Origin of the sequence: Bisgaardia hudsonensis (assembly GCF_004345785.1) — a bacterium.
In the GTDB taxonomy this organism is placed as follows: domain Bacteria; phylum Pseudomonadota; class Gammaproteobacteria; order Enterobacterales; family Pasteurellaceae; genus Bisgaardia; species Bisgaardia hudsonensis.
Genome location: NZ_SLXI01000007.1, coordinates 1 through 23,769 on the forward strand (window position 1 = coordinate 1; position 23,769 = coordinate 23,769).

A 23,769-nucleotide genomic window follows, 5' to 3' on the forward strand; every position below is an offset into this window, starting at 1 on the left:
GCCCACACAGATTGTCTGATTAATTGTTAAAGAACAAAAAACGACACGAGCATTTTCTTCTGACAACGTCGTGTCGTTGTGGGGCGTATTATAGACATCTCATCAAACTTTGCAAGTACTTTTTTTAATTTTTTTGAAAAACTAATTAAATGACTATTTATTAGCAAATAAATAGTTCTATATTAAACAAATATAGATAAATTCTTTATAACATAAAAATAAAATCACTAAAAATAAGCCTAGTTTATTTTAAATTCTCGATCGTGATCGCAATTTATTAAATAAAATATCTCCTTAACTCAATAAAAGGAGCAATCTTATGCTATAACAAAAATAAAAATATTATCTTTCATCAAAATCAGACTATTTAATCATAAGGAGCTAAATTATGAAAATCACTTTAAAATCCACAGAAGAAATTAGAAATTCATTGAATGAACTTATTGGTTCTGTTACCGCGAAAAACTTATTCACAGGTTATGGACTATTTAAAGATAACATAATGTTTGGACTTTACCAAAATGGAACTCTCTATATTAGAGCTGAAGATAAATTTGCAAAATATTTACAATATCAAGGTGCTGTATCCTATCTTACAGTATTACCGAAATCAAAATTAAATATCGGAAACTATTATCGACTACCTAAAATACTTATTGAAGATAAAATACTTTATAAAAAAATTCTTATTCAATCTATTGAACAAGCTAAAGCACAAAAAATTGCGATAGAAATTGCTAAAAAGAATAGAATAAAAGATTTATTTAATTTATCCATAAAACACGAAAGGTTATTAGCAAAAATAGATATTTATGACGTAAATACATTTAGAATGGTAGGAGATATAAACTGCTATATAAAACTAAAAAAACAAGGTATTTCCGTTAATCTCACTTTATTTTGGAACTTAAAAGCGGCTCTATTAAACAAAAATGTAAATTTATTAACTGAAAAAGAAAAAGAAAATGCATTAATCCAATTAAACCGCTCTCTCTTTGATGCAGGATTAAGGAAAATTAAAACAATTAATTAACTAAATTAAGTCAGTATTCTCAAATACCGTTTACTGACTTAAGCTAATCAAATCTCATTTTTTTCTTTTCATTATCCTATACACAACAAACTCAGATAAATTTTTAGGAGCAAACTTACTCAAAAAAACAGATAATCGATTGAATACACCTGTAATAATTTCTTTTTTATCTTGCTTTAACCCTATCAAGCCTAATTTCGCTACATCGCACGCACTCATCGTTTTTAAATTATAAAATAAACCCGAGTTTTCTAAGCTAGAAGATTTAATAAACTGCGTATTTGTTGGTCCTGGACATAATACTGAAATATGAATATTTTTATTGTTTCTATTTTCAAAAATAATTGCTCTAGTAAAAGATAACACATACGCCTTTGTAGCATAATATACAGACATCAAAGGACCTGACATATATGCTGCCACAGAAGCAACATTTAATAAATAACTATCCGCTTTGCTTTCTTTTGCTAGTTCTAAAAATAGTTTAGAAATATTAGTTAAAGCAACGATATTAAGATTAATCATCTTATTTTGTTTTTCAATGTCACATTCGCTAAATTCGGCAAAATCACCAAACCCTGCATTATTAATCACATATAATAGATTTTTCCCCCGCACTTTTTGCTTAATTACCTCAATCCATTCATTTATATTTTCACTTAAATCAACGGCAATATAATCAATATTATTATTTGTTATTATCTCCAATTGTTGCTTTAAAGTAAGCAACTTCTGTTCATCTCTTGAAATTAACAATATGTTAGTGTTTTCTTTTGCTATTAGTTTAGCAAATTCCAATCCAATGCCACTGGTTGCTCCAGTTATGATAGATATTCTTTGCATATTAATAAAAAGTTAATAAAAATAAATTCATTATAAAAATGTTTCTAAAAAAATCAAAAGCCCACGCTTTTTATCCGCACTCAGTTGATCCAAATGAAATTCTAATCTAGATCTAATATTTTCCTCTGAAACAGGTATAAATTTACGCTTTCTATTTTCTGTTTGTTCGGAGACACAGTCAATAAAAAACCAACCAATATCTACATTTAAATAACTTGCAATTTCTACAAGATGCGAAATATTTATTTTATTTTCTCCGCGTTCATAACGAGAAAGCTGCTGTTGTGCAATACCTATTTTTTCTGACAATTCTGCTGCACTTAATCCAAATTCTTTACGTTTTTGCTGAATACGTTTTCCAACTAAACGATCAATCTCAGTTACTGCCAATTTAGACATTTTATATAACACCTATATTTATCATTTATAGGTATTTTCATTATGTTTTACTCCATTAAGAACATCTGTTATAGTATATTATTATTTACTTAATCTATTAAGGAGTAATCGTGAGTTCGCATAATACAATTATTATTAATTGGTCAGGCCCATTTACATATGAAGATCTAGAAAATAATCCAGATGAAAGTAATGGACTATACCTTGCTACAGGGAAACTAAAAAATCAAAGAAAAGAAGATGAAATAAAATACTGTGGCATCACAGAAGGTTCTTTTTTTAAGAGATTAAAAGAACACCATAAAATAGGAAAAATTACCCAAAATCAACAATTTTGGCTTGGAAAGGTTATTTTCCCTGAAAACGCTTCTCGTCATTACCTAGAAATAGCTGAATCACTCATTATTTATTTTTGGCAACCAGAACTAAACACTCGTAAAAAAGTATTTCCTCCAAAACCGACAACGGTGATCAATTATTGGTTTAAAAAAAATGGAGAGCCACGATTCAATCAAAAAGCTATTTATAAAGATCTTGATGATGTATTATCTTGGGATGGTGATTTATGGCGAACAGGTAATTTAACTGTTTATTCAAATGATTAATTGAATGTATTTTATATAAATTATGATAAATATTAATTACCTTATTAAAGCATTTGAACGGTTATATTGTTCATGTCACAAAGGTGACATTATTGATGAACTATGTTTTTCTAATAAAAATGCTAAAGAATTTTTACCCATTGCTCAAGCTTATCTATCAGGTTCTTTAGATGGAAGCATACCTGAAAATATTTTCTCAGAAATAGATAAAGAGCTTATAACTATCAGGGAAAATAAATTTATTCTTGACTCTGAATTTAGTTTTTTTATTCAAAAAAAGAAAGAAGTCGCCATTCAATTTCTAGTTCGTTCCGAAGAGAGAGAAAGTAATCCTTTAGTTGCATCACAAAATGAAGAAAAAATAAAAAAACTCATTAAACATAAGGGATTATCTCTACTTATTTTATTCGATTTTTCCGAACAACTTTCTTATAAACAAGTTAAAACAATAATCAATGAATACAGGAATATTCCATCTTTAGGTCGTGGAAATCATAATAAATCAGCATTTAATATTGCCTATTTTTATATTAATGAAGAAAACAAACTAGCAAGTGAAAAAGCTAACATTCGTGTATACCCGAAAAATAGAATAACAAACTCAAATTTAGAATCTGTAATGGAAAAAAACAATAAACTAGCGATAAATAAACCAAAAAATATCTCTAGAAAGGTATATTTTGGTAATGCACAAGAATATAAAGATGGTTTTTGTTCGGAATATTATGAATGTCAAATAAAACTAGATAACCAAAAACTATTTATAGAATATCAGTATGCAGATGATCCCTGCTACTACCAGTTATCAGGAGAAGAAATTGAACCCAATACTTATTATTTAAAAAGTAATGATAAATTCGGCACAACAGCTACTGTAAAAATAGATTTTGATGAAGATAATTTCGGTTTATTAGATGAAATAATCGGTGAAATAGTTTTCAAAGGTGAAAATATAGAATGGTTTATAGATAATATTGCCTTTGAAACCTTATTAAAAATAGCTGAAAATTATATCAAATCAACAAAAAATGATTCGCCATCTCAGCTATGTCGATAGCTTATCAGTGAACTAAATATAGAATCAAATAAAGGAATAGATATATCAATCGGAGATGAATTAATCAAAGAACTTAAAAAAAGAAAAGTTATTAATAACTAATTGTAAATAATAAGGGGACAGATCTATTTTTTTATCATTCATTCTCCCAAATATTTTCCAACTCGGCTACCCACAATTTAATTTTTATCTTACTATTCCTCTAATAATCCGATAAAATAATTAAAAATCAAATGATTGTATTGGATAACCTGAATGACTGTAGATGAGACTAATAAACAACATACCCCAATGATGCAACAATATTTGCGTTTGAAGGCAGAAAATCCTGATATTTTATTGCTTTATCGAATGGGGGATTTTTATGAACTGTTTTATGATGATGCCAAAAAAGCAGCAAAATTATTAGATATTTCTCTAACAAAAAGAGGGCAATCAGCAGGTCAACCTATTCCTATGGCTGGTGTACCTTATCATTCTATTGAAGGTTATCTAGCAAAATTAGTGCAACTAGGAGAAAGCGCCGCTATTTGTGAGCAAATTGGCGATCCCGCTACCTCAAAAGGTCCTGTTGAACGTCAAATTGTTCGTATTGTTACCCCTGGTACTATTAGTGATGAAGCATTATTACCAGAACGACAAGACAATTTAATCGCATCGGTTTATCAAGAAAAAGACCAATTTGGTTTAGCTACATTAGATATGACATCAGGCCGTTTTCAGCTTTCAGAACCCAATACCAAAGAGAGTTTGCAAGCAGAATTACAACGTATCCAACCTGTTGAATTACTTTATTGTGAAGATTTTGCAGAAATGCAAATTATAGCAAAAGCAAAAGGATTACGCCGTCGTCCTATTTGGGAGTTTGAATTAGGCACGGCAATTCAACAACTAAATCGTCAATTTGGCACCAAAGATTTACGTGCTTTTGGTGTTGAAAAAGCGATTTTAGGACTCTGTGCTGCAGGTTGTTTATTGCAGTACGCAAAAGAAACACAACGTACCGCATTACCCCATATTCAAAGTATTAGCTTTATCCAAAATAGCGATAATATTCAACTTGATGCGGCAACACGTCGTAACTTAGAACTCACTCAAAATATCGCTGGAGGGACAGAGCATACTTTATCTGCTATTTTAGATAAATGTGTTACGCCAATGGGTAGCCGTTTATTAAAACGTTGGATACATCAACCAATTAGAGATGTTCAAAAACTTCATCATCGTCAACAAATTATCGACAGTATCTTACAAGCTGATTTAGTGACAGAATTACAACCTTACTTGCAACAAGTTGGTGATATGGAGCGTATTTTAGCACGTGTTGCCTTACGTTCAGCGAGACCAAGAGATCTCACAAGATTGCGTACCGCTTTAGCACAATTACCTGATATCCAACATATTTTAAAAACTTCAAAAAACTTCACCGCACTTTCACAGCAAATTAGCGATTTTTCAATAGAATATGATCTATTACAACACGCAATTACGGATAATCCCCCACTACTAATTCGTGACGGTGGTGTCATTGCAGAAGGCTATAATCCTGAGCTTGATGAATGGCGAAAACTCTCAGCTGGGGCAACGCAATATTTAGAAGAGTTAGAACAACGTGAGCGAGAAAGCACAGGAATTGATACCTTAAAAATTGGTTTTAATGCGGTACACGGCTATTATATTCAAATCAGCCAAGGTCAAGCTCATAAAGCCCCAATCCACTACGTTCGCCGTCAAACATTAAAAAATGCGGAACGTTACATTATCCCTGAATTAAAAACTTATGAAGACAAAGTATTAAAAGCCAAAGGAGCCTCTCTCGCTTTAGAAAAACAGCTTTATGAAGAAATATTTGATAAATTACTACCGCACTTAGGGCAATTACAACTCGCAAGTCTAGCCTTGGCAGAACTTGATGTCCTAACCAATTTAGCAGAACGAGCCGAAACCCTAAACTACGTAAAACCAACATTTACTACGGACATTGGAATTACCATTCAAAATGGGCGACACCCTGTTGTAGAGCAAGTACAAAAAGATCCGTTTATCGCTAATCCTGTTCACTTAAACCAACAACGTCATTTATTAATTATTACTGGTCCGAATATGGGGGGTAAAAGTACCTATATGCGACAAACCGCCTTAATAACCTTAATGGCATATATTGGTAGTTTTGTACCAGCAGAAAGTGCTGAAATTGGTCCTATCGATCGTATTTTCACACGTATCGGTGCTTCTGATGATCTTGCTTCTGGACGTTCCACCTTTATGGTAGAGATGACAGAAATGGCAAATATTTTGCACCAAGCCACAAAAAATAGCCTAGTATTAATTGATGAAATTGGACGTGGCACATCAACCTATGATGGCTTGTCTCTTGCTTGGGCTTGTGCGGAATGGTTAGCGAATAAACTCCAATCTCTTACCCTATTTGCTACTCATTATTTTGAATTAACCGTTTTACCAGAACAAATTGTAGGCGTGGTAAACGTACATCTTGATGCTTTAGAGCATAAGGATACGATAGCCTTTATGCACACAGTCCAAGACGGTGCAGCAAGTAAAAGCTATGGACTGGCGGTTGCTGCACTAGCTGGCGTGCCTCAATCAGTCATCAAACTCGCTAAGCAAAAACTAAAACAACTTGAAAAACTTTCACAGCAAACAACAGGATTAAACCCACAGAAAGTTTTGCAACAAACACAAGGTGAATTGGCATTAATGGAACAAGATGAAACTAAAAATGCCATTTTAGATATGTTAGAAACTGTTGAGCCTGATGAAATGACCCCAAAACAAGCATTAGCTTATCTTTATCAGTTGAAAAAAATGTTATGAAGATCACATAATTAATTATTTGTACTTGATTTTTCGAGATATTTCATCAAAAATAAAACTAATCCGTATTATCTTTAATATATTTTAATGATTTTATCTCCCTACTCGCACAAATAACAAAAGAATGAGGTATGAAATGACCAGTGATAAAGTTAAACCAAAAATTTCAGATTTTTTAAAAGGGCAATATTTAAAAAAATCTGAACCAGATAGAAAAAAATTGGAAAAAGCAACTGATCTAAATGAGATATCAATATTAAAGGAAAGTATCCAACAGTTAAAAGAAAAATATAGTTTGAATAATTGGATAGATTATGCAGCTAATACTTATGCTAATCAGCTAAAATTTGGCACACATATCTCAAAAGGTATCCATCCTGATGCTAAGGGGGATAATGTTACTTTCCAATCATTAAACCAGTTAAAAAATAATCTTGTAGGCTCTCAAAGCATTCACAAATTAGAACTTGATGCAAATGGCAATGCCGCAGCACTTCCTTTAGCCAGTTTTTTCAACATTATTATTGATGAAGATAAACAAATTAAATTAAAAGATTTACTACTTAATAATGATCCTTCATTAGAAAAATGTTTTGCGAACGAAATTGAATTATCAGAAAAATATAAACAAATATTTCAAAATACCTTAAAAGGCAATTTAGATACCCCAATAACTCATGAACGAAACAAACAACTACTATGGGTAAATGACAAAGACGCTATAAAAAATAATGATTATACTTGTTTAATTCCACTTTACCCTTCTGCATTTACGAATATTGTCTATAATAAAATCAATCAATCTCGTTACTCAGAAGAAAACAAAGTAGCAAGAGAAAAACGATATAAAAATAAAAAAGATGATGTTCAGCAATCTTATATTTCTATAAATGATTTATCTACCGTAAAACTAGGGGGAACAAAACCACAAAATGTTAGCCTACTTACAAGCAGTCAAGGTGGACGTAATTATTTATTACCTTCACTTCCGCCGATTATATCATCGACAACAATGAGAATATCTTATTCACAAACAACAATTTTTACTGAGCGATTAGCTTATGTTTGCCGTTATGGCTTAAGAATGCTTTATGAAGTCATTAAAGAGAAAAAGAATATTTATACTGTTAGAGATGAGAGAATTGATGCTTTAAATATAATACTTCAAACCTTATTACGACAAGTAAACAACTTACAACAAAAAGAAGTTGCTTGGACAAAAGATTACCAGCTAGATTGGTGTGAAAAGTATTGGTTAGACCCTAATCGTTGGCAAAATGAAGAACAGCACTACGATATATACCAACGGCAAGACTGGATAAATGAAATTGATAGACGATTTGCATTATGGATTAACGATTGTCTCAAAAAACAATTTCCTAAAATAGCACATCAATTTAATAATCCAGAGTATGAAACTTGGCGTAAACAATTTAGACGAGCATTACGTCTTGCATTACGCAATAAGTAAGGAGGATATATGTCTACCCCTAATTATTATCTCTTATTTGATCACATAAAAGTTCAAAGTGCTAATGCAATATCCAGCCCAATTACCTATGGATTTCCAGCTATTTCAGGTTTTGTTGGTGCAATTCACGCATTAAGCCGTAAATTATCACATAAAAATGTAAAATTAGATGGAGTAATGATAGCTTGTCATAACTATCAGATACAAACCCATCAAAACTCTACATATTCTGACCGAACATTTAATCAAACTCGTAATCCATTAAAAAAGAATGGGGATACTGCATCAATTATTGAGGAAGGAAAAATCCACTTAGATATTTCACTTGTCGTTGAAATGTATGTAGATGATGAAGACTTAGATTTTTCTCTTAAACATATTAAAGATGATAATCAAAAAAGTGCGGTTGATTTTTTAGAAGAATGTAAAGAATTACTTTGGCAACAACGTGTTGCAGGTGGTTCAATCATTGATATTGAAAAAGTACATATTTTCAATAGGTCGGAAGAAGAACAAATCCCTTTTGCTCTAGTACCTGCTTTTGTATTAGTGGATGCTAGAGAAAAATTAAGTGAACTTACCCAACAATTACAAAAAGGAATATCCATCAATGAAACAGAAATTATTCCACCAAATGACGACATAACCACTTTGGATGTTTTACTAGAAACCGCCACAATACATCATATTCCTAATAGCCCAAATGCTCTAGCAAATGAATGGGAAACTTTTTCCATAAAACAGGGGCAAGGTTGGTTAGTTCCTATTCCTATTGGCTATCAAGGTATCTCCCCGATTTTTAAAGCGGGAGAAATGAAAAATTGTCGTACAAGTGAATATCCAAGTCAATATGTAGAAACAATATACAGTTTAGGTAAATGGGTATTCCCTTTTAATTTAACTAGCAATATAAATGAATATTTTTGGCGTTATACACAACCAGATAATAACCTATATTTATTTTCACAAGGAGAAAAATAATGAGTAAATTAACTACCGCAAGTGTACTAGCATTTGAACGTAATCTTGATATTTCTGATGCCGTTTTTAGTCAAAAAGATAGTCAATCTAAAGATATAAAAATCGTGGAAATTAGAGAAAAATCGGTAAGAGGAACCATATCAAATAGACTAAAAAAAGCAATTAGTGCAGACCCAGCAAAACTAGATGCTGAAATTGAAAAAGCTAATTTACAGCGCGTTGATGTGGCAGCTCTTGATAGTGATAAGGATACCCTTATTGCTCAATTTACCTTAAAAGTCTTGCCATTTGAAGGCAAACCTAATGTTTGTAATAACCAAGAATACCAAACTAAACTGACTGAAACAGTTCAACAATATTTACAAACACAAGGGATCACAGAACTTGCTAAACGCTATGCAACCAATATTGCTAATGCTCGTTGGTTATGGCGAAATAGAATGAATGCCGAACAAATAAAGGTAACAGTATCTATTGATAAAGATATTATTACTTTTGATAATGCAAAATTATTTTCACTCAATCATTTTGAAAACCAAGATGAAAAAATCAATAAAATTGCTAATTATATTGAACAAGGTTTGACTGGTAAAAAATTTATCATCCTTTCTGTTATGGCTGAAGCTAAAATGGGTTATGGTCAAGAAGTTTACCCGTCTCAAGAACTCGTGCTAGATACTGGTAAAACAAAAAGTAAAATTCTTTACCAAATCAACAATCAGGCGGGTATGCATTCTCAAAAAATAGGCAATGCCATTCGCACTATTGATACTTGGTATAATGAAAATGCACAATTCCCAATAGCCGTTGAGCCTTATGGTGCAGTGACAACATTAGGAACGGCATTTCGACAACCTAAAGAAAAAATGGACTTTTATAGTCTTTTTGACAACTGGATCCTAGAAGATAAAATACCATCTATAGAACAACAACATTATGTTATTGCTGTACTTATTCGTGGTGGTGTATTTGGTGCCAGTGGAAAGGAATAACATAATGGATCATCAAAGTCATTATATCGAACTAAAAGCTATACCACAGGTTGATATGCTACAAAGTGAAGTGGTTAGTTATGCAATGCAAATATTGCACAAATACCTACCGCACTTTGATGGTCGTATCGGTATCAGTTTTCCCGCCTATGGATTAGGAAGAACTTTAGGGGGAATTATTCGATTATTCGGTAATCAAGAGGATATTCAGGTATTACAAAATGCTTTAATGCAGAGTGATCTTGAGAATTATGTGCTTATTTCTGATGCAATAAAAACACCAGAGATTATCGAATATCGTTGTTATAGCCGTTTTCAAAGAAAAGGACAAAGTGCAATACGAAGAGCCAAAAAACGTTTAACTGAACAGCACAAATGGAGTGAACAAGTAGAACAAAATATGTTGAACAAACAGGAACAACAAGATTTTCTACCTCACATTCACTTAAAAAGTGCAACAACAAAACAAAATTTTATTTTGTCAGTTAAAGTAACAGTAAAACACAAAGCCTATATCGGTGAATTTAGTACTTATGGTTTAAGTAGCGAAGCAACGGTTCCACATTTCTAAAATAAAAAATAACCCTTTTTTTATCTAGAAAAATTTTCTCTGATAAATTAAAGGGTTATCTACATCATATAAAAAAAGGAATTTATAGAAAAAGTTCTTTAACAATTTGGAATATCAAATTTTTTTATTTATAATCCTTAGCTAACTGCCGCACAGGCAGCTTAGAAACATTGAAAACGCTTTGCGTTTCCAACAGGCTAGCTAACTGCCGCACAGGCAGCTTAGAAATTTTGGATTATTATGTAAAGAGTTTAGACCTGGCTAACTGCCGCACAGGCAGCTTAGAAAAATAAATTTATTAACAGTTGAATCAAAAGCCTGCTAACTGCCGCACAGGCAGCTTAGAAAATTGCATTTGTTTCCTCTTTAAAGATTTTTAAGCTAACTGCCGCACAGGCAGCTTAGAAATGGTTCTCCATTTGGCAAGCGTCCTGCTAAAAGCTAACTGCCGCACAGGCAGCTTAGAAATGTCTGATGATTAATACCTAGTCTTGGGAAAAGCTAACTGCCGCACAGGCAGCTTAGAAAATTTCCAATCCCTCTTTTAAGTGTATTTTTAAGCTAACTGCCGCACAGGCAGCTTAGAAATTTGTGGAGTATCTCAAGTTTCCGTTAGTTTTGCTAACTGCCGCACAGGCAGCTTAGAAATTAAGTTCACTTAAGTAAGCTAACGATTTCTAGCTAACTGCCGCACAGGCAGCTTAGAAAAAGGGCTTCGGATAATTGAACTAAATTACGAGGCTAACTGCCGCACAGGCAGCTTAGAAAACTAAGTTTGGACTTATCCGCTTTTTCTATTTGCTAACTGCCGCACAGGCAGCTTAGAAAACAAAATCTGCTTATTTTATTATTTATATCTTGCTAACTGCCGCACAGGCAGCTTAGAAAAACCTCGCTCAATCATAATCTCAATCACTTCAGCTAACTGCCGCACAGGCAGCTTAGAAATCTTTTTTTTGTCTCTTTTTCACTATATTGAAGCTAACTGCCGCACAGGCAGCTTAGAAATTTGACACAGTACCTAGTGAGAAAAAATTTAAGCTAACTGCCGCACAGGCAGCTTAGAAAAAAGTCGCGCGTGTTCGTGAGCTTGGTTAATTGCTAACTGCCGCACAGGCAGCTTAGAAATATAAAAAAACCAGTAATATTATAGCGAGAAAGCTAACTGCCGCACAGGCAGCTTAGAAATATTAATGCAAACCCAACTTCCGCTTCTTCTTGCTAACTGCCGCACAGGCAGCTTAGAAATATAAGTGTCCTAAGTGTGGAGCTGCTCTTTCGCTAACTGCCGCACAGGCAGCTTAGAAACATTTTGAATTCGATGAAATCAATTTCGTCGAGGCTAACTGCCGCACAGGCAGCTTAGAAACCAAGCCAGTGCGATTGCTTTAATATCGCCTTGCTAACTGCCGCACAGGCAGCTTAGAAATCTTAATCTTTGAATTTCCCAGCTTTCAGCCCGCTAACTGCCGCACAGGCAGCTTAGAAAAAACCATGTCATCACTTCAGGCTCATATTGATGCTAACTGCCGCACAGGCAGCTTAGAAAGTACTTCTGGAGTTTCTGTACGGGCTCTGATCGCTAACTGCCGCACAGGCAGCTTAGAAACGTTAAACACAGCATAGCTAAAAAAATAATATGCTAACTGCCGCACAGGCAGCTTAGAAAAATATAAAATCTTGTACTGTTTCAAAGTGGGAGCTAACTGCCGCACAGGCAGCTTAGAAATTTATGGAATCCCTGCTCATCTTCATACCAAAGCTAACTGCCGCACAGGCAGCTTAGAAAATTTTTCTGCCATAAATTGAACATATAGTGCCGCTAACTGCCGCACAGGCAGCTTAGAAACACCAAGACCAAAATGGAATGATGAAGGATTTGCTAACTGCCGCACAGGCAGCTTAGAAACGCATGAAGCAGCTAAAGCGTTAGAGCTCGCTCAGCTAACTGCCGCACAGGCAGCTTAGAAATTGTTGATGAAGCATTTCAATAATTCTTGGTTGCTAACTGCCGCATAGGCAGCTTAGAAAGCCGAACATAAAAACCCAGCTTGCGATGATGTGCTAACTGCCGCATAGGCAGCTTAGAAATGATGAAGTAATACCACATCTTGCGGAATCATGCTAACTGCCGCATAGGCAGCTTAGAAAGCTAAAACTAGCTGTTCTAAAATGAATATTAAGCTAACTGCCGCATAGGCAGCTTAGAAAATCTTCTAACTCAAAGAAACGTTTTAAATGCTTGCTAACTGCCGCATAGGCAGCTTAGAAAACTCTTTCAAACATTCATCAATAAGAGATTTAGCTAACTGCCACATAGGCAGCTTAGAAATTAATCCAGAGCGGAAATCCGCACCCGACAGCGCTAACTGCCGCATAGGTAGCTTAGAAAATTTGCTTGAGCAAACTCCCCTGCTCTAATATGCTAACTGCCGCATAGGTAGCTTAGAAAAGTCGGGATAATAGCATGGTGTGCTGAAATTTGCTAACTGCCGCATAGGTAGCTTAGAAAATTATTTGTTGTTCAGTAGCTTTGTTATTTACGCTAACTGCCGCATAGGTAGCTTAGAAAACTCCCCTCTATATTAATATTTTTCACTTCAAGCTAACTGCCGCATAGGTAGCTTAGAAAATCAGACAAAGAAGAAGAGGAATACTCATACTGCTAACTGCCGCATAGGTAGCTTAGAAATAAAAGTTGTGTCGTGAAATGACCGCTCTTTTGCTAACTGCCGCATAGGTAGCTTAGAAATTGTTTCTGTTGGTATCTCACCAGTTTCTAGCGCTAACTGCCGCACAGGCAGCTTAGAAAATAATCAACCGTTGCACCTGGTGTCGTTCTAAGCTAACTACCGCACAGGCAGCTTAGAAAACAAGCTGGTTCACTTAATGTAATAAATCCTTGCTAACTGCCGCACAGGCAGCTTAGAAAAAACGTCTTGCTATTGCTTGATCTCTTTCCTGGCTAACTGCCGCACAGGCAGCTTAGAAAGATAAACCCAGTCATTCCGCCGATAAATGTCGGCTAACTGCCGCATAGGCAGCTTAGAAAGCCCAAAAAGTTTTACGACTTTTTTTAAAGCGCTAACTGCCGCATAGGCAGCTTAGAAAACAGCTTCCGTCTCTGCTGGTGGAACAGAGGTGCTAACTGCCGCATAGGCAGCTTAGAAAATTCCCGAGAAAAGTGCTTAATCTTCAACTTTGCTAACTGCCGCATAGGTAGCTTAGAAAAACTTGCTATGCAATTTACGTCTTTATAACCTGCTAACTGCCGCATAGGTAGCTTAAAAATTACCATTTCTTGTGTTATATTATGGTTCATCACTAACTGCCGCGTAGGTAGCTTAGAAAGTATTATCTTTTATCATCCTCAAACTACTAACTGCCGTATAGGTAGCTCAAAAATAGAGAAAAATAAAAAACTCATCCGCTGCTCCAGATAAGCCTCGCCGAGAGTGGGATTTGATGTTCTAGCGGGACTGCCCTCTTGATACAAATTGGTTAGATAATAGGAGAAAATATAAACAACATCAATACCATAAGCACATACCGTAAAGTGATAATTATGATACCGATAATATATTAAGGGACTAAAGTAAATTAGCCCCAATATTTTAAGGTTATATAAAAAATTGGTTGCGCCTTAAAAATTATTTTAGTCCAATAAATAAGCCCCAAATAAAAGTCAAAGGGTATTTAAAGGCAAAGTATAAAAGTATAATGATGAAGTAAGACACACCAGCCCAAAACATAACTTGAAGAAGCGTAGCCTCACTGAAAATACAAAATAGCAACCCTATTTCATAAGGTAATAATGCAATAAACCAGACAAATAAGCTTGGATGCTTTTTACTCAAGTTTCCTTTATAAGTAGCCATTTAACTCTCCTATTAAAAATAGAAAATAGTTAAAAAATTTAGGGGATTATAAAATACTAAAAACTGTATTACAACATACTGGTAGATCATTACTTTTCCCAAAATCCTAACTCTTCATTAAAATTCCATTGATACATTTTATTTTGATATTCAGGCAAAGAAACTGAAGCATATTTTAATGCAACAGGAACAAGATCTGTTTCATCTAGATTTAATTGTGTCGCTAATTCTGTTAAAAGGGTATTTAAATCTAGTTTAAACCAAGGTTTAACTAAATTAGAAAGCAATAACTTTTCATACCTAATATCTACTGCAACATTTTGCGTATCATAGGGATTTTCATAAGCATTAATGGCTTCTTTGAATGAAAAATTCCAATTTTTTGCTTGTAGATCAGGTAAACAAATTAGATCTCTTCCCTTTATACCTTTTCTAAAAGGGGTTAATAATGCTAAGTGAGCATTCATACGATTCGCTAATTCATTATTCCAATAAGCATTGACTTGATTAATACCAGAATTATTTAATAAATCAGCAGTCACTTTATGTTCAAGATCAGACAAAGAATTTTCTGGTTTTAACTCTCCCTTCTTAGTAATACGAGAAGTTGCTTGAATATTATCTCTCTCCTCTTTTGAGATTAACTCATCTAATTTATGTGTTACTAATTGATTTTCTTTATTTTCAAATCCAGGATTTTTAAAAATGGCTTTATTTACCATATAGTTTGAGCTTTGCAATCCATGCCAATTTGTTGGTAAAAGATATAAATTAGGGTTTTCCGCTACTTTTTGTGGACGATGTCGCCAAATTCGTCCAGCAAGCTGAATAATAGAACGCATTGATGATGGATCAACAATTGCCCAATCATAATCATGATCTCGCCCAACTTCCGTAACGGGACTACCTAATACAATAAATAAATGTTGTTTCTCAGGAATGTCAGGATTGCTTAATTTTTGAGAAACCTCTAGATGATTAAAAACATTATTTTCAGAAGTGCGGTTTAAAATTTTATCTAATTTTTCCTCTAGTTTTGAACGTAATAATAAAATTTGATGAGAATGATAACAACATAAGTGAATGGCATAATCTTGAAATTCTTCTGTTTTTTCTAAAAGAAAGAGTTCCTTCGCCAAATAGATCATTGGGCTTATATTAGAAAAACGAATTAATCCAAAGCTGACATTTTTCTTGGATATTGGATCTTCATTTGCGTGATAATGATGCAATTTAATCGAATTTTTTAATAGTTCCTTTGCAAATAAAGGATAGTTCAAATTTTCACTTTTATCACCTTTTTCAGCATTATTGGTTAAATCAGGCAATTCAATAATTTGTGCTTTACGACGAACTGGTTGCTGAGATAAAAATCTTACTCGCTTTTCAATAAATTCTTTATGCTTATCAGAAAAATTATTGCTGTGGCATTTTTCAAGCATTTGTTTATTCTCATCAAACCAACCACATATAATATCAGTATTAATAGAAAGCCCTTTTTGTTGATTGTAAATCGCTCGCCCTGCTTGATAAGCCTTAAAAAGTCCCTCTATAAAATCAGGCGTTAATGTTGCAGAAGACAATAAAACACGACTACCAAATAACCCCGCTAGATGAACCAAACGACTTAATGCTGGTAAATCCTCTAGTCCAAAATCATCTGGTTCATCTAATACTAAATCAGCGGTTAATAATCTTAAAATAGGTAAAATATGCTTACCTCCACGAGTAATTTCGCTAGCAAGGACAATATGATCAATAGTACAACTGACTATGGGTGAAAATAACAATTTTCTTGCTTTATCATCAGCGAGTAATGTTTTCAACTCCGATAAATTAATAGCCGTATCAATAAAACTCGCACCATGAATTTCACCATCCATTTCATCTAACCAAGGAGTCGCACTTTCACTCCCAAGGGAGTTTTTTTGCTGTTTATGATTTTCTTGTTCATTATTTTGCAATTCAAACAATTTTTTGACCGCACTTCCACCAACTAAAATACCTAACATATCATCCGTTAAGCTCAACTTTTCTTTTAATGCTAGTCCAGTTTGTAAAGTTAGTACTCTTAAACCGAGTGCAACCGTAAATCTTGCGCCTTTTTTGGGATTGGCTAATCCATACATAATTTTGGCATTAGCTAAGGTTTTTCCACAACCTGTACTTGCCATATTGACGCCGAAAAAACCGACCTTTTCCGTTTCTTGCTGTACTGATTTAACTAGATCTATGGATTTATTTTGCCATTGAAAACGAGCGATTGCGGTACGTTGTGTAAACGCTCGATGTTTTTGAATACTCGGTAGTTCTTTTGGTAACTTAGGTAATAAATTGGCAAAACGAGTGGCGACTTTACACACACCAAGTAAATGTTCATCTAAAGCTTGTTTAGGTTTTTTATTAGCATCCGTATTCGCCACTAGTTTATTAATAAAACCTTTATCCCCCAAAGTTGGTTCTGAATTAGATGATGAATAATTATGATCGCCAAGAATTAAACATAATCTTGATAGTAATAAGAAAAAAGGTTCATTATTTTTCGCATTCTCAAATAATGATGGATGATTTAAAGCCTTTTGTGTCCAACGTGTTATAGCTTTTTGCCATTTTACACTATCGGTAGCAAGGTAATTAAACTCCCAAAAATTTTTTGGTTTTGGATGTGATGAATCATTTGCAACCCAACCCTTTTCGGGATAATAATTTTTATAAAAACGATCAATAGAAATATCAAAATGTTCATCTAAAATTCGATTATTTTTTGAATCCCAAGCATCCTGTGTAAAAGGTAGTTTATGATGAGAAGTAATTAACCAAATTAAATGTCTTGCTAAAGGGGGTAAATGAAAAAAACCTCTTTCTGATTTTTTATTATCTCGTTTTAACTTATTTAACCATTTAGGATTTTCTTTTACATATTCTTGCCATTGAGATAAACGAGTTAGCCATTTTTGATCCGTTTCACAACCTTGAATCATACATTCAAATAAACGAGCGGAAATCCATTCATGACGGTAACAATCTGGATAAAAATTCGCATTAGGTTTTAATTTCTCTTGAAAAGCAATAGAGGACTTTCCCAAATCATGTAACAATGCCGCAAGTGCGGTCATAATTTTAATAGAATAGGCTTGAGACCACTCACCCTCATCTTCGGTTCGTAAGATATCTCTTGTAGTACGATTAGTAGGTACTCGTCCTGCTTCGTTAAATTGGCTTTTATCCCCAACAACCCAAAGTAAATCAGTAAGATTTTTACCATGTGTCCAATAACAAGCCACCGCGGTATTTTTTCTTGCTGATTTGCGTAGCATTGTATAAAGGGTTTCTAATCCAACTTTGGTTATAGGTGTTTGCCAAACTCGATCTCCGCAACGTTCAGCAAATTGATCAAGAATACGGCGTGTTTCCGTTAAGGCATTTTTCTGACATTGACTTACCAATAAAATATTCATTATGCCTCCAAAGCAAGCTGTTTTAAGGTTTCAATGATAATATCAAGTGCTTCAAATTTAGTCAGATTATTAATACAAGCTGTCCTAAACTCCTTCTCTGAATCCCCATTTTGAGCAGAAATAAATGCTTGCGGTAAAATCATTCCATCTTTAATAATATCTGCGGCATCAAAAACTAATCCACCACGTCTTGTTTTACCATGTAATACCGCTAAACCATGTGGTAAACCTAACACCCAACAAGCCGTTGCACCTAATCCATACGCTAAGTAATTACCATGATCAAGAAATTGATTTGCAGGTGTTGTGCCACTTTCTCGTTTAAAAAATAAATCATTTTCAGTTGCTTGATTAGCCAAAGCATACAGTTTGGTTGTTAAACGCCCTTCTGTTGCCAATAATGCCATGCTATTTGGAGAGTTAAGAAATTCTTGCTCATATTGCTGCACAAGTGCGGTCAATTTTTCCTTTGAAAAATCCCAATCAAATTTATCCCAAGTCTGTTGCAATACTCGTAGCCGATAACATTGTAAATTTTTTGCTACTTGTAAACGTCTATCATCATCAAACCAAAATTGACACCATTTTTGTAAATATTCTACTGGTCGATATTCACTTTGTGGGCTAAAAAACTCGCAACCAATTTCTGCTTCAGTACCATTAAATAAAGGCGTTCCACCACCGCTACAAAACCCTACCATCACTCCTGCTTTAGCAAGTTCTCGCATTGCAGCTTGAGTTACTGATGTTCCACTTCCTAATAATAAACAGCTCGTATTTGCAATAGGAATATTCCAATACAAAGACTCTTTTCCTTGATCAGTAACATACTCAACACGCCCACCATTTAATAAAACTCGACAATGCTCCAAATAATAAATATTGGCACGCTTAGAATGTAAAATTGTTTTTAAATCAGAGGAAGGAATATAGTTTGCCATTTTTTAGTCTCTTATTTTTAATAAAAAATTAAGTCATTAAAATCTACTTATTCATCCATACTTGAAGTAACTTATTTATCCCTAACATAAGTTGTTCTTCTGATAAATCGCCAAAGCCAAGAGAAAATAATTTTCTATCTGTGTAATTAACGGAATAAACCTTAATGCTTGACTTGTTTGCCAAATTAATCAATTCTTCCATCGAATATTTTTTATTGACCACTTCAACTAACAAATAAAATCCTGAATCTTCACCATAATAACGAATATTTTGATGATAAGGTTGTAATACTTTACAGAGTAACTCCATTTTACGCCGATAAATTTTACGCATTCGGCTTATATGTTTTTCAAAATCGCCCTGTTGGATAAAATTAGCTAAACGCTGTTGTTCAAAACGAGAAACGGAGCAATTAAGAAAACCACAATGTTGTTGATATAACGCTAATAAATGATTAGGTAATACCATAAAAGACAATCTTATTGACGGCATTAATAATTTTGAAAATGATCCTAAATAAATAACAGAATCATTTTTATCTAAACTCTGTAAAGCTGGTATGGGCTTACCTTTATAACGAAATTCACTATCGTAATCATCTTCTATAATATAACGATTCGGCTTCTCTTTTGCCCAAGTTAATAATTGTTCACGTTGAGTCATTGATAACACGTGTCCAAAAGGGAACAAATGGGAGGGAGTAACACAAGCAATATTAACTTGACTATCGAATAAATATTTAAGATTTAGTTGCTGATTATCCTGATTTAAAGGAAGCTTAACTATTTTTTGTTGATATAACTTCAACAGTTTTTCGATAGTGGCGTAGCCATAAAATTCCATTCCATATTGAACGGGTTGATCTTGATAAAGTTGATTAAACAATAAAATTAATTGTTGAATACAAATCTCTAGCCCTGCACCAATGACTATCTGCTCTGGTTGACAGCTCACACCACGAGATGAAAACAAATAACGACAAATTTCATATCTTAATCCTATATCCCCTTGCTTACTCCCTAAACTCAATAAACTAGAATTAGTTTGAAATAATGTATTACCCGCTTTACGCCAACGATTTAAAGGAAAGTGGCGAGTGTCGATATAATGAGGATTAAAATCAAATGCAAATGAAGGCGAATTGTTAGGAACAATATTTGAAAGTGCAGTAGTATTTTTATTAAAAAAGAATTTAGGTTGAAAACAAACAAAAAAACCACGACGAGAAACAGATTCAATATACCCTTCTGCAATAAGTTGCCCATAAGCACTTTCTACAGTATTTTGACTAATATTTAAATAATCCGAAAGATAACGCTTTGAAGGTAATTTATCGCCTAATACCAATGCTTCTTGATAAATTAAATCTCGAATTTGTTGATAAAGCTGTAAATATAAAGGTGTATTTAAAGATTTATCTAAATGATAACTTAACCTTTCCATCTGACCCCATTAAGTAATTCAATATTGACACTTTTAATCATATCTAAATTTATTCACAATGGCTATAAATTAACATCATATTAAAGGAAAAAATAATGAGTACTATCTTAGGTTCAAATACAGTAAAACGTGGTATGGCACAAATGCAAAAAGGTGGCGTAATAATGGATGTAGTCAATGCTGAGCAAGCCCGCATTGCAGAAGCTGCTGGCGCTGTCGCTGTAATGGCATTAGAACGTGTACCCTCTGATATTCGTGCAGCAGGTGGTGTTGCAAGAATGGCAAACCCTAAAATTGTTAAAGAAGTGATGAATGCGGTATCTATTCCTGTTATGGCAAAAGCCAGAATTGGTCATATTACCGAAGCAAGAGTATTAGAAGCGATGGGCGTGGACTATATTGATGAAAGCGAAGTCTTAACCCCTGCTGATGAGGAATTTCACTTATTAAAAAGTAAATTTACCGTACCATTTGTTTGTGGCTGTCGTGACTTAGGCGAAGCATTACGCCGTATCGGTGAAGGTGCTTCAATGTTACGAACAAAAGGCGAACCCGGAACAGGAAATATTGTTGAAGCCGTACGCCATATGCGTAAAGTCAATAGCCAAGTGCGTAAAATCGTTGCAATGAACTACGATGAACTAATGACTGAAGCAAAAAACTTAGGTGCACCTTTTGAATTATTATTACAAATAAAACAACAAGGAAAATTACCTGTTGTTAATTTTGCAGCTGGTGGCGTAGCTACACCTGCCGATGCAGCACTAATGATGGAACTAGGGGCTGATGGTGTCTTTGTTGGTTCAGGGATTTTCAAATCAGATAATCCAGAAAAATTTGCAAAAGCAATCGTACAAGCCACCACCTATTTTCAAGATTACGATCTTATTGGTCGCTTATCAGAAGAATTAGGCGAGCCAATGAAAGGTATTGAAATCGCCTCATTAGCACAAAGTGAAAGAATGCAAGAACGTGGCTGGTAAGAATGAAAGATTATTCTCATTTACATATTGGCGTACTCGCACTACAAGGTGCAGTTAGTGAACATTTACAACAAATTGAACAGCTTGGTGCAAAGGCAAGTGCGGTCAAAAAAATAGCAGAATTAACTAATCTTGATGGTTTAGTTTTACCTGGCGGAGAAAGCACGGCTATCGGAAAATTAATGCATCAATATGGTTTTATTGAAGCAATCAAAGATTTTGCTAGTCAAGGTAAGGGACTATTTGGTACTTGTGCAGGTATGATCCTACTTGCTAAATCATTAGAAAATGATCCAAGGGTTCATTTAGGGTTAATGGATATTACTGTGCAACGCAATGCCTTCGGACGACAAGTGGACAGCTTTCAAACGACATTAGAAGTCGAAGGACTCGCCGAACCATACCCAGCAGTCTTTATCCGTGCTCCCTATATCAGAAATATAGATACGGCAAAAGTAACTAGCTTAGCAAGCTTTAATGGCAACATAGTACTTGCTAAACAAGAAAAGTTACTAGCCTGCTCATTTCACCCAGAACTGACTGGCGATAACCGCATTATGAAATTATTTTTGGAGATGTGTTAATGTATTTAATGGGTATATGTGAAAAAGAATATACCCATCTTCAACTTGTTTTAAATATTCTCATCAACCTTAATCGCTATCAATTTTTCCACATTTAAATCATTATGAATAAGCTCTACATTTGGCATTTGTTTATTCGCTTTGGCGGATAAGGTTTTAAAACGTTCGGCTTTTCCGATTAATCCTTGATTTCCAGCAAGAGCGGTTACCGTACTGTTGTAATGGGTGCTGACTGTTGAGAGCGTTGCACCCAGTTTAGCTAGGCGTTCAGCAACAAGGCAAATTTGATTATAAATTTCTCCCGCTCTTTCGCTAATTTCTCTTGCCTCTGTATTCCCTCGTTCAATACGCCATAAGTTAGCTACTGTGCGTAAAATGGGCATTAACGTGGTATGTGATACCAAAATAACATTTTTCTGATAACCATAATTAAATAGCCCAGTTTCCATTTTCATTGCTTCGATATAAGCAGGCTCAATGCCTACAAACATTAAAACAAAATTAGGACTTCGCATACCAATTAGATTGCTATAATCCTTGCTTGATAGCTCATCTATATGATTTTTTATCGCTTTAACGTGTTCTCTTAAGAATTGATTACGTTGAATTTCGTCTTCAGAATTGACCGCACTTTCATAAGCTACTAAGGACATTTTACTGTCGATAATTAAATGTTTATTATCAGGTAAATGCAAAATAAAATCAGGATACTTATTTTTTCCGTCTTGATCTTTAAAATGCTCTTGGGCGACATAATGCTCATTCTCTACCAAGCCTGCCAGTTGCAAAGCCCGTTCTAACTGCATTTCGCCCCAGTTACCTAAAGTTTTCTTTTCCCCTTTTAGTGCTGAAGTCAGATTATTGGCTTCTTGCGACATATTTAAGCCAATTTGTAACACCTTTTTAATCTCTGCTTCCAATCCCGCATTGCCTTTTAAGGATTCAGAATGAATTTCATTAACACGTTTTTGAAAACCTTCAATTTGCTCACGGAAAGGCTTTAATAAATTATCCAAAGATGCTTGATTAGTTTGGTTAAAACGTTGGCTTTTTTCTTCTAAAATACGATTGGCAAGATTTTGAAATTCTGTTTCCAAGTGTTTTTTCGTTTCAGCAAAATTTTGTTGTTGCTCTGCAAAATTCTTTTCTTTCTCTGATAATGTAGTTTTTAATTCGGTTAATTCTTGAGTAAGTGCGGTTGTTTTTTCTGTTAAATTTAAAAAATCTTGTTCCTTTCTTAAAATAGTTTGCTGACTTTCTTCTAGTTGCTTTTGCAAACTGCTCGCTTGTGCTGTCGCCACACCAAAATTTTCTTTTAATGCGGTAATATTACTGGCGATTGTTTGATGTCTGGCTTGTTCCTCATCAAGTTCCTTTTGTAAATAAGCGATTTTTTCATCTCGTTCATTAAGGCGGATTTGCAAGCCATCAGCTGTTGTTTGATATTTAACAACAAATTGATCTAACTGATTTTTTTCCTGTAACAAAATTTCGTGTTTTGCCACTAACTGATTAAAGTCTTGGATATTTTGATTAAGATCTTGGCGTAGCTCTTGTACATCACGTTGACGGCGAGTCAATATAAAAAATAGCAATAAACAAATAATTGCTAGAAAAAGTGCGGTCAAAAAATAAGGATTTTCGAATAACGGTTGCATAGTTTCTCCTTTAAAATAATAAAAGGATTATAAAAT

Annotated in this window: 17 protein-coding genes and 1 CRISPR repeat array; of the genes, 10 read left to right on the plus strand and 7 right to left on the minus strand. The window is 34.1% G+C overall.

Annotated features, from left to right (window positions below):
• The first annotated feature begins 388 nt into the window (after positions 1 to 388).
• A complete protein-coding gene (locus EV697_RS08665) occupies positions 389 to 1,033 on the plus strand; it encodes a TfoX/Sxy family DNA transformation protein (RefSeq protein ID WP_132024701.1) in 645 nt (214 codons plus the stop codon).
• A 54-nt stretch (positions 1,034 to 1,087) separates the two neighbouring features.
• On the opposite strand, the gene EV697_RS08670 is transcribed toward EV697_RS08665, so the two are convergent.
• Positions 1,088 to 1,876, minus strand: coding sequence for an SDR family NAD(P)-dependent oxidoreductase (locus EV697_RS08670; protein ID WP_132024703.1), 789 nt, complete (start codon positions 1,874 to 1,876; stop codon positions 1,088 to 1,090).
• A 30-nt stretch (positions 1,877 to 1,906) separates the two neighbouring features.
• On the minus strand, positions 1,907 to 2,275 hold the full coding sequence (locus tag EV697_RS08675) for a helix-turn-helix domain-containing protein (RefSeq protein WP_132024705.1): 369 nt from the start codon (positions 2,273 to 2,275) through the stop codon (positions 1,907 to 1,909).
• A 110-nt stretch (positions 2,276 to 2,385) separates the two neighbouring features.
• On the opposite strand from EV697_RS08675, the gene EV697_RS08680 reads away from it, so the two are divergent.
• The 7 genes from EV697_RS08680 (at position 2,386) to cas6f (ending at position 10,787) form a co-directional block, all read left to right on the plus strand.
• Positions 2,386 to 2,880, plus strand: coding sequence for a hypothetical protein (locus EV697_RS08680; protein ID WP_132024707.1), 495 nt, complete (start codon positions 2,386 to 2,388; stop codon positions 2,878 to 2,880).
• A 22-nt stretch (positions 2,881 to 2,902) separates the two neighbouring features.
• Positions 2,903 to 3,937: a hypothetical protein gene (locus EV697_RS08685; RefSeq protein WP_132024709.1), complete on the plus strand. Its 1,035-nt coding sequence runs from the start codon at positions 2,903 to 2,905 to the stop codon at positions 3,935 to 3,937.
• A gap of 255 nt (positions 3,938 to 4,192) precedes the next feature.
• On the plus strand, positions 4,193 to 6,772 hold the full coding sequence (gene mutS, locus EV697_RS08690) for a DNA mismatch repair protein MutS (RefSeq protein ID WP_132024711.1): 2,580 nt from the start codon (positions 4,193 to 4,195) through the stop codon (positions 6,770 to 6,772).
• Between the two features lie 136 nt (positions 6,773 to 6,908).
• On the plus strand, positions 6,909 to 8,243 hold the full coding sequence (gene csy1, locus EV697_RS08695; RefSeq protein ID WP_132024713.1) for a type I-F CRISPR-associated protein Csy1: 1,335 nt from the start codon (positions 6,909 to 6,911) through the stop codon (positions 8,241 to 8,243).
• 9 nt (positions 8,244 to 8,252) lie between these two features.
• A complete protein-coding gene (gene csy2 / locus EV697_RS08700; RefSeq protein WP_132024715.1) occupies positions 8,253 to 9,224 on the plus strand; it encodes a type I-F CRISPR-associated protein Csy2 in 972 nt (323 codons plus the stop codon).
• Positions 9,224 to 10,216 (plus strand): type I-F CRISPR-associated protein Csy3, encoded by a 993-nt coding sequence (gene csy3, locus EV697_RS08705; protein WP_132024717.1) that lies wholly within the window; start codon positions 9,224 to 9,226, stop codon positions 10,214 to 10,216. Before csy2 ends, csy3 begins: the two co-directional genes overlap by 1 nt.
• 4 nt (positions 10,217 to 10,220) lie before the next feature.
• On the plus strand, positions 10,221 to 10,787 hold the full coding sequence (gene cas6f, locus EV697_RS08710) for a type I-F CRISPR-associated endoribonuclease Cas6/Csy4 (protein ID WP_132024719.1): 567 nt from the start codon (positions 10,221 to 10,223) through the stop codon (positions 10,785 to 10,787).
• Positions 10,788 to 10,927: 140 nt separating this feature from the next.
• A CRISPR array of direct repeats spans positions 10,928 to 14,138; the repeat unit is 28 nt; unit sequence GCTAACTGCCGCACAGGCAGCTTAGAAA.
• 299 nt (positions 14,139 to 14,437) lie between these two features.
• Here cas6f and EV697_RS08715 read toward each other — a convergent pair.
• From EV697_RS08715 to pdxR, 4 genes are all read right to left on the minus strand, one after another.
• On the minus strand, positions 14,438 to 14,665 hold the full coding sequence (locus EV697_RS08715) for a hypothetical protein (protein ID WP_132024721.1): 228 nt from the start codon (positions 14,663 to 14,665) through the stop codon (positions 14,438 to 14,440).
• A gap of 89 nt (positions 14,666 to 14,754) precedes the next feature.
• Positions 14,755 to 18,123: a type I-F CRISPR-associated helicase Cas3f gene (gene cas3f / locus EV697_RS08720; protein ID WP_132024723.1), complete on the minus strand. Its 3,369-nt coding sequence runs from the start codon at positions 18,121 to 18,123 to the stop codon at positions 14,755 to 14,757.
• Positions 18,123 to 19,064 carry a type I-F CRISPR-associated endonuclease Cas1f gene (gene cas1f / locus EV697_RS08725; protein WP_132024725.1) on the minus strand — a complete coding sequence of 314 codons (942 nt, stop codon included), beginning with the start codon at positions 19,062 to 19,064 and terminating at the stop codon, positions 18,123 to 18,125. Before cas1f ends, cas3f begins: the two co-directional genes overlap by 1 nt.
• A 43-nt stretch (positions 19,065 to 19,107) precedes the next feature.
• Positions 19,108 to 20,508 carry a MocR-like pyridoxine biosynthesis transcription factor PdxR gene (pdxR, locus tag EV697_RS08730; protein WP_132024727.1) on the minus strand — a complete coding sequence of 467 codons (1,401 nt, stop codon included), beginning with the start codon at positions 20,506 to 20,508 and terminating at the stop codon, positions 19,108 to 19,110.
• Between the two features lie 95 nt (positions 20,509 to 20,603).
• On the opposite strand from pdxR, the gene pdxS reads away from it, so the two are divergent.
• Positions 20,604 to 21,491, plus strand: coding sequence for a pyridoxal 5'-phosphate synthase lyase subunit PdxS (gene pdxS, locus EV697_RS08735; RefSeq protein ID WP_132024729.1), 888 nt, complete (start codon positions 20,604 to 20,606; stop codon positions 21,489 to 21,491).
• Positions 21,492 to 21,493: 2 nt separating this feature from the next.
• Entirely contained in the window at positions 21,494 to 22,075 is a 582-nt protein-coding gene (gene pdxT, locus EV697_RS08740; protein WP_132024731.1) for a pyridoxal 5'-phosphate synthase glutaminase subunit PdxT, read from the plus strand.
• Positions 22,076 to 22,125: 50 nt separating this feature from the next.
• Here pdxT and EV697_RS08745 read toward each other — a convergent pair whose 3' ends face one another.
• Entirely contained in the window at positions 22,126 to 23,733 is a 1,608-nt protein-coding gene (locus EV697_RS08745; RefSeq protein WP_132024733.1) for a DNA recombination protein RmuC, read from the minus strand.
• Positions 23,734 to 23,769: the final 36 nt, after the last annotated feature.